A 15474-nucleotide genomic window follows, 5' to 3' on the forward strand; every position below is an offset into this window, starting at 1 on the left:
GCCTACGGCGTCGATGGCGCAGCCGTCCTGATCAGGGTGGCGGCGCGCCCGAACATGCGCCGCAGCAAGCTGGCGAGTGCCCGGCCGAGCGAGGCCACCGGCGCGACATTGATCGGGGTTTTACTGAAGAGCCATCCGATCACCATGTGGCGGACTTCCGCCGCATCGTAGGTGACGGCGCCGCTGCGCTCGCAGGCGGCGACGATCTCCACACGAATGGTATTGGCATCGGCGGCACGTTCCAGCACCCGCCCCGCCAGGATCAGCCCATCGAAGGGCGAAAACCACATCGTGTCCCCCACCGTCGATTTTTCAGAAAGAGCGCCCCGGTCGAGCTGAAGTTCAGCGTCGAAGGGCGATATGCTCGTGACACGGCCCATCTCGGTCATGCCGGGGATCGCAATCCTGGTCGTGCGGTTGAGCGGAAAGCGCACGTCCTCTGCAGCCGGGCGTGGCAGCTCGATGCAGACGAGCAGCGAGACGAACGCGTAGACCATCACGATCAGCCCCCAGGCGATCGAGAAGGCATCGAGATCGTTGTGGGTGTTAAGGATCGGCCCGCGCAGCATGCCGATGAAGGTCAAGACGATGATCGCGAAGAAGGTCAGCGCAAGCGGGTAGATCACCTGCACCTTGCTGCGGTCCTCACCCTTGGCCGTCACCTTGAACGGCCGGCCGAAAGGCCTGGCGATCGCATGGGCGATGGCGACCGTGATCGGCAGGGCAACCACCATCTGCGACACTTCGGTGAAGAGCGGCAGCGAGCGCCGCCCCGACACCCATGCATGGAAGATCCACATCCCGGCGACCGTCGGCAGCGCATACAGGAAGAACGCGGCCGGCTCCATCAGGATCGCGGGCAGCCCCATGAAATAATAGAGGATAGGGGCCGCGAGCAGCATCAGGATGAACGGCCGGCAGAACCAGAAGAGCAGGCCGTGGAAATAGTGCAGTCTGGCGGTGAAGCTGTAGCCCGTCCCGCGGAACGGCCCGTCCTTAAGAAGCGCCACCTGGATCGTGCCGAGACACCAGCGGCAGCGCTGCGTGATGTAGCCCGACAGGCTTTCGGCGGACAGGCCGACCGACAGGCGCTCGTTCAGCCACCGTGTCTTCAGCCCCTTCTGCAGCAGCCGGTAGGTGAGGTGGATATCCTCCGTCACAGTCTCATGCGGCATGCCGCCGATGAGATCGAGCGCGCTGCGCCGCACGACACAGGACGTGCCGACGCAAAATGCAGCACCCCAGGCATCCTTCGAAGGCTGCATCACGTCGAAGAAGATGCGCTGGTCATCGACCCAAGCGTCCTTGGCGAGCAGGTTATGTTGCACCGGGTCGGCATTGTAATAGAACTGGGGTGTCTGAACGACGCCGATCGTCTCATCGGCGAACTGGCCGACGGTGCGTTTGAGAATGGGCGACTGCGGCGCGAAATCGGCATCGAGAATCAGCACGAAGGGCGCATTGGAGATCTCGGCCGATCGTGCCAGGCCATTGTTCAGATTGCCGCCCTTGGCGCCCTTGTTGTCGGCCCGCGTAATGTGGTGCACCCCGACCTTCGCGCAGAACGCACCGAGCCAGTCGCGATTGCCATCGTCGAGCACGTAGACGGTAAAGTTCGGGTAATCGATCGCTTTTGCCGCAAGGATCGTGCGTTCGAGGATCAGGAGATCTTCGTTGTAGGTGCAGATGAAGACGTCGACGCCCGGCACCGCTTCGCCACGCCCTGTGGCCTCTTCGAGCCTGCGCTGGCTCTCGTTCGCCTCGGCCGTCCGGTCGCTGCGCTTGAAGAAGAACACGATGGAGAGGATCGTGTAGAAAACGATGATCGTCTCGAAGGCGAGATAGATGCGCGGCCAGATCGCATAGGCGCTCCACTCGAACTGGGGCAGCGTGTCGGAGATGCGAAACAGCAGATAATTGCCGATCATCACGATCACGATGCTGCCGAAGACGACGCGATCGAGCGTCTTGTTGCTGTCCAGCAGAAAGGCACAGGCGAGAACGAGCGCGGCCGCGATGAGGGAGAAGAGACCCGCGTCGCTGAGCGTTACGGTTTCGGGAGACATGCAGGAGGCTCCAGGGGTGTTGCGGCGCTCTCCCTGCGCCCGGTGAAGGGGTTCCAGTCGAGCGCGGCCAGCGCCGCCCACGCCGTCGCGCCGACATGCGGCAAGCGGTAATATTTGAAATCGCCCGGCTCCGACGCCGGCCCGACGCTCAAGCCCGTCGTCAGCTCCTCGTCCGCCGTGGCGTAGACGAGCCCGTCGGGTGCGAAGTTCTCCGCAATCGTGGCGAACAGCGGCTCGGCCTTCTGGGGAGCGCCGGTGAGCCGGTAGGTCAGCGCCGCCTGTGCGGTACCCTCCAGCCAGATGCCGTCGCGATCGTCGTTGAAGTCGAAACCCGACACAGTGCCTTCGCCGATGCCGTGGTTCTGTTCTGTCCAGGCCATGATCTCGTCGGCGCGGTCGACAAAGCGGTCAGTGCCGATCGGTGCCCAGAGCTGCGCGTCGAGGCCGGAGCTTGTCAGGTTCGGCGCGTCGCTGCCGGGCAGGGTACCGATATGAAGACTGCCCGTGTCCGGTCGCCACATGGCTTCCAGCAGCGCGTCCGCGCTTTCGGCCGCCTCCGCCCATTGAGCGCCGCCATCCAGATCCCCCAGCCAGCGATTGGCGGCATAGACGTCGATATTGTGCTCGGTCGACTTCCAGGTTTGCAACTGTGGTGCAGGCTCATGGCCGAAAAAGCCACCGAAATAGCCTTCGCCCAGCGGATCGTGAGTCTGCGTGTTCACCCACGCCATGACGTCTACGGCCGCCTGACGAAAGACCGGCTCTCCCTCTTCGGCGAAGGCCGTCAGAAATGCGAGCGCACCCCAGGCGGTGCTGCCCGTCGCCGAGCCGACCTGATAGCCGTCTTCGATCCACTGGTTCGCGCCGGCATCCCAATATCCCGGCAGGAGGATGCTCTCTTCGGCTTGCGAGACCGGGCCGGAACGGTAGGCATTGCGCAGTCGTCCGTCGCTATAATGCCGATCGGTCGCCTGGGCGACGAGCAGTGCATCGACGACGCGGCGGGCCTTTTCAGCCTGGTCGCAGGCGTAAAGAGCCATCGCCGCAAGAGCATTATCGTAGGTGAATGCCGTGTTTTCGAGCGAGGGATGCAGCCGCGATCCCGCATTGGCCGGTTCGAAGCTGCGGTAGAAGAACGGTCCCTCACCATCCGGCATCATCGCTTCGAGTGCAGCGCAGGCGGAGCATGCCACCTGCTCCCGCATCGACGAACCGGTATCGAGTGGCCCCTGGGCGCGAGCCGAATTGGTAGGAGGAGAAGAAGCGATCATCGCGCAGAGTACAAGTCCGGCGCCTGCCTGCGCGGCCCGCACAGCGGGCGAGTGCAGCCAGGATCGCGGCTGAAGTGGTGCCATCGGCGCCATCGGTCATCGCCTCAGTAGGTGACGCGTGCAACGGTAGCGGTGGTGGCGTCCTGTGGGTCGTCGGATGCCTGCGCGGTGCGTAGAACGGTGTCGAGGCCGAGATAGGGACCGACAAGTGCCGCCACGTCCGTGGAGTAGCGCACCAGCTTTTCGATCATCGGCTCGCCGAGGGACACGACGACGTCCTCGCCGACATGGCAGCCGAAGAACTTGGACTGATCGGTCTCGACGAGACCGGCGCCCTCGCCGTCTTCGGCTTCGCTGTCGAGTTCGACGAGGACATACACCTCGTGCCCTTCCGCCTCCGGAAGCTCTTCGAAATAACGATCTTCACCGCCCTTGCCGAAATAGCGCACGATCTTGGAGACCCGGCCGTGGCGCTGCTGGCCGATGCTGCGGATGTTGACGAGTGACGGAGTGCCGATCTCGATATCGGCCACATCGCGGCTCGAATAGACGGCGGCGACGAAGGCTTCGTTGCAATCGAGCGAACGAGCGATCGGCTGGCCCTGTGTCAGGAAGTCGCCATAGGCAGCCTCGACGCTGACCACCTGGCCGGATGCCTCGACCATCACTTCGGCGGCGCCAATGCCGCCGAGACGGTTCTGCTCGCCATCCAGCAACTGCGTCAGTTCAGCCAGCCGGCGCTGCATCTGATTGATTTCGGTTTCCGCTTCTTCCACGTCCACGGCAAGCGTCTTGCGTTGCAGTTCCAGCGACAAGATGTTGGTCGCGCTCTGCCCGCCGGTGAAGATACCCTGCTCGAAGAGCGAGCGCAGCAGCTGCTGCCGCTTCAGCTCCCCCTGGGCGCCTTGCAACTCGAAATCGGCCGCCGCCTTTTGCTGCAGCAGCGGAGCCATGCTTTCGGGCTTGATGACGCCGCGGTCGAGCAGGGTCTGCTGGCGGTCGACGAGGGCCTGCTGCTCGTTCACCTTCGCCTGGAAATACTGCACGTTCGAGCTGGCGCTTTCGACGATGGAGGCAAGTTCTTCGAGCGCGCCGCGTTTGACGTCGGCGATCTGCACGTCGATCAGCGTCAGGCGGTCGCGGCGCTGATCCAGTGCTGCCAGTTCGTTGTTCAGCCGTTCCTCGATGTCGAGCTTTTCCAGCCGCAGGCCGACCACGGAGGTCTGGTCCTGGTTCGGGTTCGACATGACGGCGGCGACGAAGCCAGGCTGGACCGCAGCCCCGACTTCAAGCCTTATATCGTCGATGCGCCCGTAGATCGGCGACGTGATGAGATTGACGGGAGCGTTCACCACCGCCTTTTCGGAGACGATGAAGAACTGGTTGGGGATCATGGCGAACGCCATGGTCGAAACCAGCGCTCCAGCGAAGATGAAGCCGAAAGCACGCGCGACACCTAAAACGCGGTGGTCGGACGTGGCTCCAATTTGAGGACTCGTCATATCTTTCAATCTCCGTCTCGAATCATCCGAGGCCAATTGAAAGGCGTTTCCAAGCGGGACCTCTTGGCGGGTCTGAGCTGCAGCGCTCCGCTTCTCGCGAGCTATTAATCGTTTTTTAACTTGCGGTAAAGCGGACCAAGGTCTGACAATACAAACAATTCATGCAATCGCCGATTGTTGCTATGTATCGACTATGTACTGGCAGGTTTAGAGTGGGTGCAATATGTGCGTTTTGTTGCAATAAAAGGCGTGCTTTGATGATTTATTGTGCGCAGAGGCGCAGCATGCCGCTTTTCGCTCGGACATAACGCAAGTAGCCCGGCCGATGGGTATCAACCGGGCTACGGATCACGTGCAAGCTGCTGCCGGTCTAGCGCGTGGCGTTCCAATCGAGCAGGTCGAAGATCGCTCCGACATCCGTGCTCTTCTCCAGCGACCAGACAGTGTCAAAGACCTGCTGCATCCGTGCCTCGTCGATCAGGCCGTCGGCGCAGTCGCGGAACTTGCCTTCGAGCTCCGTGTCGGAGAGTGGATTGTGCGGGCTGCCCCGATAGTTCTCGTCTGCCCAACGCTCGATGATGCGGCCATCGGTCGTCGTGACTTCGATCTTCGAGCGGATGCGATCCCAGCCCATATCCTCGATGGATTGATCGAACTCGGTCTCGATGCGGGCCTGCATGTCCTGTGAAGCTGCCGATGACACGAACTCGTCGGTGAATTCCGCCTTGCCGGCACGACCGGCGAGAATGATCGCCGTCAAAAGAAACGCGAAGGAGAACTTTCCCTCGAGTTCCGTGCGCGCAATGCGAAAGCGGATCGGCCCGAGCACATTGCTACCGGCCTTGAGCTTCACGGACTGGACGTCTTTCGCCTCAAGCCCGTTTTCGCGCATCAGGAACAGAAGCGCGTCCATGCTCGGATGCGTCAGCACGCCCGATGGATACGGCTTGATCGAGACGCCGGGGTTTTCCATCGTGTGGGGCTTGCCAAACTTGTCGTTCACCAGCGCCGGTTCGCCGCCCGGTCCGGCAATTGCGAGATAGCCCCAGCGGCCATCGAGCGCTTCCGGATTGGCCGAAAAGCCGTGCCGCACGAGAAGAGCCGCTGTGATGCCGTTTTCGGCGGCGCGTCCGACATGCATCGGCTTGGTCATCGTGCCGAAGCCGGCGCGAATTCCGGAAGCCATGGAAGCCGCGACGCCGAGCGTCTTCGCCACGTCTTCCTCGTTCATGCCGAGCATCTTGGCCGCCGCCGCAGCGGCCGCAAACGTTCCGATCGTGCCGGATGTGTGGAAGCCGCGCATGTAGTGGTCCGGGTTGATCGCCTCGGCGATCTTGCATCCCACTTCGAAGCCGGCCGTGAACGATGTCAAAAGCGTCTTGCCGTCGACGGGCTTACCCGTTTCGCCGGCGACCAAATCGGCCACGGTCAATGCGGCGACCAGCGGCGGCATGGTCGGATGCATCAGCAGGCCATAGGGCCGGCCCGGACCTTCGGCGAGCTGCGTGTCGTCCCAGTCCATCGCGTGGCCAGCCGTTGCGCTCCAGAGTGCGGCGAGGTGCGCTGGCACCTTGCGTGAAGCGTTGCCGATGAGCCGCGCCTGTGGCGTACCGTTGAGGCTGTCGATATAGGCGCCAAGCGGGGCCATGCCCGGCTGCTCGGAGCCGGCCAGCGCGACGGCGAGACCATCGAGGACGCAACGCCGCGCGATGCGCAGCGTCTCGTCGTTGAGATCCTCGAAGCGATGGTTGGCGACGAATGATGCAGCGGCTTTGGTCAGGCCGGCGAGATGCGCATGCGGATCGGCGCTCTGGGCAGCCTGCGTGTCAGGCTTGCGCGCGGGGGTGCTCATGGGGTTTCCTCCCTCATTTTGAAGTCTTGTGATGAGCGGGCAGGTCGCCCGCTCAGGTGTTGGTGGCGTCTCGCATCGCCTTGATCAGCGCCGAGTTCTGCTCGAAGCCGATGCCCGGCGCGTCCGGCAGGCCGACGCGGCCGTTCTCCACCTTGATGCCATCGGCAAAGCCGCAGAACGGCTTGAACACTTCCGGATAGCTTTCATTGCCGCCGAGCTTCAGGCCGGCTGCGATGTTCAGCGAGAGCTGGTGCCCGCCATGCGGCACGCAATTGCGGCTGGAGAAGCCTTCCTTGCCGATGGCCTCCAGCGTGCGCATGTATTCGACGAGGCCGTAGGACAGGGCGCAGTCGAACTGCAGCCAGTCGCGATCCGGGCGCATGCCGCCATAGCGTGCGAGGTTGCGGGCATCCTGGTGCGAGAAGAGGTTCTCGCCGGTCGCCATCGGGCCCGGGTAGACCTTCGAGAGCTCGTTCTGGATGTGATAGTCGAGCGGATCGCCCGCCTCTTCGTACCAGAAGAGGTTGTAGGGCTTCATCGCCTCCGCATAGGCAAGCGCGGTTTCCAGGTCGAAGCGGCCATTGGCGTCGACGGCGAGATATTTGCCTTCGCCGACCACTTCCAGAACGGCCTCGATGCGGCGGATGTCTTCGTCGAGCGGTGCGCCGCCGATCTTCATCTTCACCACTTCGTACCCCATGGCCCGGTAGCGGCGCATTTCGTCCTGCAACTGGCTGTCGTCCTTGCCGGGATAGTAGTAGCCGCCGGCGGCATAGACGAAGACCGAATCGTCATGCGTGCCATCGCCATAGGTATCGGCGAGGTGCTTGTAGAGCGGCACGCCGTTGATCTTGGCGACGGCGTCCCACACCGCCATGTCGACGACGCCAACCGCGACCGAGCGCTCGCCGTGCCCGCCGGGCTTCTCGTTGACCATCATCGTCGCCCAGATCTTGTGCGGGTCGAGATTGGTGCCGTCGTCGCGGATCAGGCTTTCGGGAGAAGCTTCGCGCAGGCGCGGCAGGAAGCGTTCGTTCAAAAGCCCGCTCGCTGCATAGCGTCCGTTCGAATTGAAGCCATAGCCGACGACCGGCTTGCCGTCCTTCACCTGGTCCGTCACCACCGCGACGACGCTCGCCGTCATCTTGGAGAAGTCGATGAACGCGTTGCGGATGGGCGAGGAGATCGAGACGACCGCTTCGCGGATGTCGACGATTTTCATGGGGTCGGGCCTTTCGTGTTGGCGGCAAAACGGACGAGGAGCGGCGGCGCGATCACATTGGTGAGGAACGACCGCGTGAACTGGAAGCCGGCGACGATCGCCGAGGCAGCGCCGAGCGCCTTGGCCGACGCGATCATTTCGCCAAGCCCACCCGGTGCGACGCCGAGCGCCAGCGATACGGGGGTTTCATCGACGAAGAGCCGGAGAATGGGAACGAAGCCGAAGATCATGATCGCGATCAGCCCGCCGCTGCAGATGATGGCGGCGAGTGCTGCGCGCGGCACCCGGGCGAAATCTTCCTTTTTCAGTCGCGCACCCAGCGAGAAACCGATGAGGATCTGCGCCACGACCAGCACGCCCCATGGCATCTGGGCGATGGAAATATCGAGCGAGGCGAGCACGATGCCGACGGCCATCGGCATGATGACCCACGGGTTGAGGACGCCGAGTTTGGACGTGACGATGGAGAGCACGAGCCCCCCGATGAGGCAGGCAAAGAGCGCCAGCACGCTGGCCGATGGATCGATGGTGGCCTGGATGGCGCTCCGGTCGATCCCGAAGAGGAACGGCACCAGCACGACGATCATGACGACGCGCAGCGTGTGAACGACCATCACCACGTCGGCCTGCGCCCCGGTTTCGCGGGCAAGAGAGGCCATTTCCGACATCCCGGCCGGAAGCGTCGATAGAAGCGCGCTCTTGCGATCGACATTGGCGATCTTCGCCAACGGAAAGGCCAGCAGCACGCCGAGCGCATTGGCGACGATTGCAGCAATCACCATCGCCGGCAGGTAGGAAAGCAGCTCACCCAGAATGTCCGGCGTGAGCACGGCGGCCGTTGCTGCCCCGATCAGGAGCTGCCCCAGCCGCCGCATGTATTTCGTCTTGCCGCCAAGCCCGATCGTGTTTGCGTAGATCGCGCTTCCCGCCATCGCGCCCAGGATCCAGGCAAGCGGTATCCCGGTGAGCGAGGCGAGCCACCCGCAGATGGCCGAGGCGAGGATGCCCCCCGCAAGCTGCAGGTTGGCGGAAACACTCATGAAAGGTAGGTGCCACCGTTCACATGCAGCGTTTCGCCGGTGATGTAGCGTCCCGCTGGCCCGGCGAGATAGGCGACGGCTTCGGCGACGTCTTCCGGGGTGCCCCGGCGCCCGACCAGCGTCTTGCGCGTATCGTGATGTTTCGGCGCCGCGCCATCGTTGGAAACGCGCTTCGTATCGATCAGCCCAGGCGCCACGCAGTTTGCGGTGATGCCCTTCGGCGAAAGCTCGTGTGCCATGGCCTTGGTGAGACCGACGACGCCGGCCTTGGCGGTGATGACATGGGCGCGGTGCGCAGCACCGGTATGCCCGGTCAGGCCGCCGAGATTGATGATTGCCGCCTGGTCGCTCGCCTCCAGATGCGGCAGAGCCGCCTGGCTGACGAGAAAGACCGCATCGAGCGCGACGCCCATGACCTGACGCCAATCGGCAAAGGTGATGTCGCCGAAGGCCGCTTCGGGCCGGATTGCCGCGTTGTTGACGACGATGTCCAGGCGGCCGAAGGCGGCGGCTGCATCGGCCACGACGCTACGTGCCGTTTCGGGGTCGGACAGATCGCCGGAAAGCAGCTCAGCCTTCCGCCCGAGCGCTTCCACGGCCGCAACGGTTTCGGCGCCGGCATTGGTATCGCGCGCAACATGCACGACGACGTCGGCACCACGCGAGGCGAGGGCGACCGCGATCGCGCGGCCGATATTGCGCGAGGCGCCGGTGACGAGCGCGACGCGCCCCTTCAGGTCTTCAGTGGTCATTTCGCAAGCTCCGCAATCAGTTCGTGTCCACCCTTCATCGCTCCGATTTCGTTGCAGGCGCTGAACAGGGCTTCGGCATTCTCGTGGCCGCCAAAGGCGACGTTGGCACGGAACTTCCCATCGATCTCTTCGCGCGTCAGGGGCTCTTCCGAACCGCCGCGCATATGGCCCTGATCGGCCTCCTCGATGTTGCCGTCCTCGTATTCGATCCGAACATGCCCGGTGTAGGCGGCCGGGTAGGGATTGTTCGGGTCGATCTCGAAATCGACGAGCGCGCAAAGCCGCAACAGTTCGGCATCCTGGATGGCGTCATCGGTGAAATCGCCGAGATCGGCATGGCCGCGGGCAAGACCGAGCGCGACGCCGAAGGGGGTCGAAAATTTCGCCGCATAGGCCGTCGGCGGGCGACGCTTCAGTTCGATCGGCTCCCAGAGGCGATGCACGATGCCTTCGGCCGTCTTGCAGACGATCCGCTTGATGCCGTCGAGCTTCACGTTCTTTGCGCGCAGCTTCATGGCGGCGTCGATATAGGGCTGCACCATCGTGCCGCACGGGTAGGGCTTGAAGGTGATCGTATTCATCACGAAGGTCTCGCCGAGCCCCTCGAACAGCTTGTCGGTCTTCGGCTCGATCGACGGTGCGAACGTCTTGAACGCGCCATGGGTGCCTTCGAAGACCATGCGCGGGCCGAAGAAGCCGGCCTCGGCCATCGCGAAAGACCGCAGCGCCGATTGCGCCGACCAGCCCGGATGCATGCGCTTGGTCCAGCTGCCGTCGCCGAGATATTCGATGATGCCGGACGCGGTGGAGCCGGCGATGCCGAGCGCGTTGACGATCGTCTTCTCGTCGGCACCGCGCGCAACCGCAATGCCGAAGGTCGCAGCGAAGGTGCCGAGAACGGCGGTGGGATGGAATCCTGCCTTGTGCACCGCCTTCGGCAGCGTCAGGGCCAGCCGGCAGAGAAGCTCCGTTCCGGCCGCGATGCCGAGCATCACGCGGTCGTTTCCGAGCTTGTATTTCTGCGCGGCGGCGAGCAGTGCCGGAACGATGACGACGCCCGAATGAACCGGCCCGCCCTCGAACGTGTCGTCGAAATCCTCGCCATGCGCGGCAGTGCCGTTGATCAGCGCCGCACTCGATGCCGACACCCGCTCGCCATGGCCGATCACGATGTGGTCGCCCGGCTCCGACGCCGCCTTCGTCGCGGCGACATAGTCCGTGTGCCGCGCCGCGACACAGAGCCCGACGATGTCGACGAGAATGTCCCGGCTCTTGGTGCGCGTTGCGTCAGACAGGCTTTCGGGGCTCAACGAGACGCCCCAGGCGGCTAGCCGCTCGGAGACGGATTTGGTCGGTGTATCGTGCTTCATGGGTATCAGCTTTCGGAAACGGTCTTGGGCTTGCGGAAGAAGGCGTCGTAGACGTGCTTGCCGATCGAGCCGGCAATGAACAGGAAGGCGAGCAGCAGAAGGCTGAGCGAAATCCGGTCATCGATGAAGATCATGAAATCGTCCCCCGACAGCACCAGCGAACGCCGGAAGTTGCTTTCCACCAGATAGCCGAGCACGAGGCCAAGCACGGTCGGCAGGAAGGGGAAGCGCAACATTCGCATGAAGAAACCGAGCACGCCGGCTGCCAGCATGATGCCGAGATCGAAGGTCTCGTTGTGAATCGAGTAGATACCCGACAGGATCAGCGCCAGGATGAAGGCGTTGAGATAAGGCCGCGGCCGGTTCACGAGCCAGATGCAGACCGGCAGCATGAGGAAGCCCATGATGACCATGCCGATGATCGCCGCGAAAAGGCCGGCATAGAGACCATAGACCACTTCGCCGGAGCGCTCGAACAGCATGGGGCCGGGCACGATGCCATGGATCAGAAAGCCTCCAAGCAGGATTGCGGTGGAATTCGAGCCTGGAATGCCGAAGGAGAGCAGCGGGACGAGCGCGGTTTCCGCAACGGTGTTGTTGGCCGTTTCGGGCGCAGCGATGCCTTCCGGCGAGCCCTTGCCGAATTCTTCCGGATGTTTAGACCAGCGACGCGCCTCGTTATAGGCCATGAAGGAGGCGATCGTGCCGCCGGCGCCGGGCATAACGCCTTCGAAGGTGCCGATGCCGTTGCCGATCATCTGCGCCGGGAAAAGGCGCTTCGTCAGCTTCCAGTCCGGAAACTGGATGCGCGGCCGCGACGTCACGCGCTCGTCGGCGCCGCGCTTTGAAGCCTGGATGAGAAGTTCGCTCATGGCGAAGAGACCGACCATGATCATCACCGGCTCGATGCCGCCGAGCAGCTCGGAAGAGCCGAAGGTAAAGCGGGTGCCCCCGGTGACGGGATCGCTGCCGATGGTTGCGATCATCAGGCCGAGAATGGCGGCAATGAAACCTTTGATCAGGTTTTCGCCGGACAGTGTCGCAATGACGGACAAGCCGAGAATGCCGAGCGCGAAGTAGGCCATCGGCGTGAAATTGAGCGCCACCAGCGCCAATGGCCCGGAAAGTGCCATGAGCATGGCGAGGCCGAACATGCTGCCGTAGAAGCCTGAGATCAGCGAAATGCCGAGGGCCAGTCCCGCCTTGCCCTGCTTGTTCATCTCGTAGCCGTCGATGACGGTCGCGGCGGCGGCGTTGGTGCCTGGCGTGCGGATCAGGATGGCAGGAACCGAGCCGCCATATTCCGCGCCGATATAGGTGGAGGCGAGCAGGACGATCGCGCCGGTCGGGTCCATCGTGTAGGTGAAGGGCAGGAGAAGTGCCATCGTGATCGAAGGCGAGATGCCAGGCAGCGCGCCGCCCATGATGCCCCAGGTGACGCCTGCCAGTGCGGCGAGCAGGATGTGCCAGTCGAAGAGGTAGGAGGCCGTAAGAGCGATCGTTTCCATTGTCAGTCGTCCTTAATCGCTTCTAGAGGCCAAGCGGTGCAAGCATGCCGGCCGGCATGCGCACGCCGAGCAGGCTGACGAACATCGCATAGAGGAAAACGGCACCACCGATGCCGATGGCGAGCAGGCGCCCTGAAAAGCCGGCGCCGAGGTAGAGTGCCGTCGTCACGATCAAGAGCCCGACGGATACCAGGTAGCCGACGGTTTCGACGATGAAGATATAGCCCATGGCGATCACGAGCAGGCCAGCCGCGTAAGCGATCTTGCGCCCCTGCCCATCCCACTCGCCTTTGACGGGCTCGGCTCCGGCCGGGGCGGCAAGACTGCGTGCCACGAGCGCCTGAATGACGAGGATGCTGCCAAGACCGACAAGCAGCCATCCATAGATGCGCGGCAGTCCGCCGGGACCCATGCTGTCGTCCAGCGCGCTGACGCGCAGCTGATAGGCGAAATAAAGGTAAACGGCGCCGATCACGATGGTCGCGACACCACCGACGAAATCTCGGGTCAACATGACGGTCTCACACCCTGGAAGCAGGAACTGAAAAAGGAACGGCGCCCTAAAGGCGCCGCTCCGAAGCCGGTTGGCTTATTCGATGACGCCTGTCTCTTTCAGGAACGTCGAGGTCTCGGTGCCGAACTGCTCGATGAAGGCGTTGTATTCATCGTGCGGAATAAACTCTGCGCGCAGATTGCCTGCCTCATAGGCCGCTTTGTACTCTTCATCCTCGAGCACGGCCTGGGTTGCGGCTTCCCAAGCGGTGATCACGTCTTCCGGCAGACCTTTCGGGCCGGCAAGACCGCGGAACTTGCGCACGACCACGTCATAGCCGCTTTCAGCCACCGTCGGCAGGTCCGGGAATGCGTCGAGCCGCTCTTCGCTGAAGGTCGCCAGCAGGCGAAGCTCACCGGCTTCGAGCTGCGACTGGATTTCCTGGACTTCGCCGACGCCGATCTGCAGCGTGCCATTCAGCACGTTGATCATCAGGTCGCCGCCGCCTTCATGGGTCACGACGGCCGCATTGACGTCGGCAGCGGCTTTCAGCTGTTCCAGCGCCTGGCGCTCCAGCGATGCTGGATTCGCCGCGCCCCACTGTCCGCGACCGTCGCGGGCATACTGGATCACGTCTTCGAGTGTCTCGAACTCGCTGTCGGCAGCCGTGTAGATGACTTCCGGATCGATGAAGAAGTTCACCAGCGGCTCGAGATCCGTGTACTTGTACTCCGGATCGGAAAGCAGCGACGTGTAAATGAAGGTCGGCGTCGTTGCGTAGAAGATCGAGCCGTCCGCTGGGGCCTGTGCAAGCCGCGCCATGGCCGATGCACCCGAACCACCGCTGACGTTCTCGACGATCACATTGGCGCCGAGATAGGGGGCGAGATAGCGCGACAGTTCGCGCAGGAACACGTCGCTGCCGCCGCCGGGGCTGGAGTGCGTGATGAGCGTTACCGTATCGACGGGGTATTCCTGTGCCTGAACGGCTGCGCCGCTCAGGATGAACGCGGCGCTGGCCGCCGCGTAAAGTGGCAGTCGTGTCATGACAATCCTCCCAGAGTGCCGACGGACATGGATCGTCCGTCGGACGAAGCCGTTCTTGGCAGGTCTTCGGGATCTCCCTCTACCCTCGCCCAAAGCCTAGCGGAGACTAGGCCCCGAAATTGTTAAGTGTCAACAATTTATTTCGGATAGCGCGATCAGTCTAGCGCGACCCGCGTCTCGCGGAACGCATCCTCGTTCAGAGTGAGGCCGAGGCCCGGCCGCTCGGGGATCTTGATCATGCCGTTCACCGGCTTCGGCGCATCGGTGAACATCATTTCGCCCACCGCGACCATGCCCAGATGCCACTCCACGATCCAGCCATTCATCATGCCGGCGAGCAGATGCATGTTGAACAGCGGCCAGCCGCCGCCATTGGCGATCGGCATGTTGTAGATCTGCGCGAGGTGCGCGATCTTGCGCGCCTCCGTATAGCCGCCGCAATAGGTCACGTTCGGCTGCAGGATGTCGAGCGACTGGTGCTCGACGAATTCGCGCACGCGCCAGCGATGGCCTTCCATCTGGCCGGCAGCGATCGGAATCTTCGTGTGGCGACGCAGGTCGCCGAGCGCGCGTGCATCGTTCTGCGTCAGCGGCTCCTCGAACCAGGTGATCCCGCAATCCTCGATCTCGCGGCAGAGATATTTGGCCTCGACCGGATTGAAGAGGTAATTGGCGTCGATCATCAGGTCGATCTCGGAGCCGACCGCGTCCCGAATGGCCTTGACGCGGCGGGCATCCTCGCGCCAGCCGCCTTTGTCGACCGCAACGACCGATTTCAACGCCTTGAAACCATTCGAGACATGCAGTTTGGCGGCTTCGCCGAGAAGATCGATGTCGTATTGCGGGAAGCCGAAGGTGACGTAGCAAGGCACTTCGCTTCGCGCACCGCCGAGCATGGCGGCAATTGAGCGGCCCTCCTTCTTGCCGATGATGTCCCACAGCGCGATGTCGAGGCACGACAGCGCCATCGAGATCGTGCCGCTCATGGCGCGCGGGTTGAGCTTCTGCCAGACGCGCTGATGGATCTTCTCCAGATCGCGAACATCCATGCCTTTGACGCAAGGCAGAATGTGCTTCTCGAGCGCGACAATCACCGCGCGCGATAGGAAGTGCCCCGTCAACCCGTAGCCGACGATGCCTTCATCGGTCTTCACCTGGCAAAAGACGAAATGCGTCTGCTCCTCGCGGCCGTACCCTTCGACGCGACCTTCGAGAAGCGGAATCTCGATCGAGAAACCATGCAGGCTGGCTTTGATGTCTTGAATGATCATGACGCACCTCCCTTTGTCATCTGCGCCATTGTCTAGCCGAGTTCATTATTGTAGACAATCGACAAAATGGGAGGAAGTGA

The 15474-nt window shown here is 63.0% G+C and carries 12 protein-coding genes; all 12 read right to left on the reverse strand.

From position 1 onward, the window contains the following. Positions 1-2: 2 nt before the first annotated feature. Positions 3-2066, reverse strand: a complete 2064-nt coding sequence (locus QQL76_RS16765) for a glycosyltransferase family 2 protein (protein WP_499208611.1) — start codon at positions 2064-2066, stop codon at positions 3-5. After that, positions 2048-3421 (reverse strand): hypothetical protein, encoded by a 1374-nt coding sequence (locus tag QQL76_RS16770; RefSeq protein WP_499208612.1) that lies wholly within the window; start codon positions 3419-3421, stop codon positions 2048-2050. The genes QQL76_RS16765 and QQL76_RS16770 overlap by 19 nt, the downstream gene beginning before the upstream one ends. A 20-nt stretch (positions 3422-3441) precedes the next feature. Then, a complete protein-coding gene (locus QQL76_RS16775) occupies positions 3442-4839 on the reverse strand; it encodes an HlyD family secretion protein (RefSeq protein WP_499208613.1) in 1398 nt (465 codons plus the stop codon). Between the two features lie 370 nt (positions 4840-5209). Further along, positions 5210-6691 carry an MmgE/PrpD family protein gene (locus QQL76_RS16780; protein WP_499208614.1) on the reverse strand — a complete coding sequence of 494 codons (1482 nt, stop codon included), beginning with the start codon at positions 6689-6691 and terminating at the stop codon, positions 5210-5212. Positions 6692-6743: 52 nt separating this feature from the next. Then, on the reverse strand, positions 6744-7913 hold the full coding sequence (locus QQL76_RS16785) for a mandelate racemase/muconate lactonizing enzyme family protein (protein WP_499208615.1): 1170 nt from the start codon (positions 7911-7913) through the stop codon (positions 6744-6746). Next, positions 7910-8953 (reverse strand): AbrB family transcriptional regulator, encoded by a 1044-nt coding sequence (locus tag QQL76_RS16790; protein WP_499208616.1) that lies wholly within the window; start codon positions 8951-8953, stop codon positions 7910-7912. The genes QQL76_RS16785 and QQL76_RS16790 overlap by 4 nt, the downstream gene beginning before the upstream one ends. Further along, positions 8950-9705, reverse strand: a complete 756-nt coding sequence (locus QQL76_RS16795) for an SDR family NAD(P)-dependent oxidoreductase (protein WP_499208617.1) — start codon at positions 9703-9705, stop codon at positions 8950-8952. The genes QQL76_RS16790 and QQL76_RS16795 overlap by 4 nt, the downstream gene beginning before the upstream one ends. Continuing rightward, entirely contained in the window at positions 9702-11075 is a 1374-nt protein-coding gene (locus QQL76_RS16800) for an MmgE/PrpD family protein (protein ID WP_499208618.1), read from the reverse strand. The genes QQL76_RS16795 and QQL76_RS16800 overlap by 4 nt, the downstream gene beginning before the upstream one ends. A gap of 5 nt (positions 11076-11080) precedes the next feature. Next, on the reverse strand, positions 11081-12583 hold the full coding sequence (locus tag QQL76_RS16805) for a tripartite tricarboxylate transporter permease (protein ID WP_499208619.1): 1503 nt from the start codon (positions 12581-12583) through the stop codon (positions 11081-11083). Between the two features lie 22 nt (positions 12584-12605). Next, positions 12606-13097 (reverse strand): tripartite tricarboxylate transporter TctB family protein, encoded by a 492-nt coding sequence (locus tag QQL76_RS16810; RefSeq protein WP_499208620.1) that lies wholly within the window; start codon positions 13095-13097, stop codon positions 12606-12608. A 75-nt stretch (positions 13098-13172) separates the two neighbouring features. Continuing rightward, on the reverse strand, positions 13173-14123 hold the full coding sequence (locus tag QQL76_RS16815) for a Bug family tripartite tricarboxylate transporter substrate binding protein (RefSeq protein WP_499208621.1): 951 nt from the start codon (positions 14121-14123) through the stop codon (positions 13173-13175). Between the two features lie 155 nt (positions 14124-14278). Next, the gene (locus QQL76_RS16820; protein ID WP_499208622.1) at positions 14279-15394 is read right to left on the reverse strand and encodes a mandelate racemase/muconate lactonizing enzyme family protein; all 1116 of its coding nucleotides are present in this window, start codon (positions 15392-15394) and stop codon (positions 14279-14281) included. Between the last annotated feature and the right edge of the window lie 80 nt (positions 15395-15474).

This window comes from Rhizobium albus (assembly GCA_030160035.1).
Classification (GTDB): Bacteria; Pseudomonadota; Alphaproteobacteria; order Rhizobiales; family Rhizobiaceae; genus Georhizobium; species Georhizobium albus.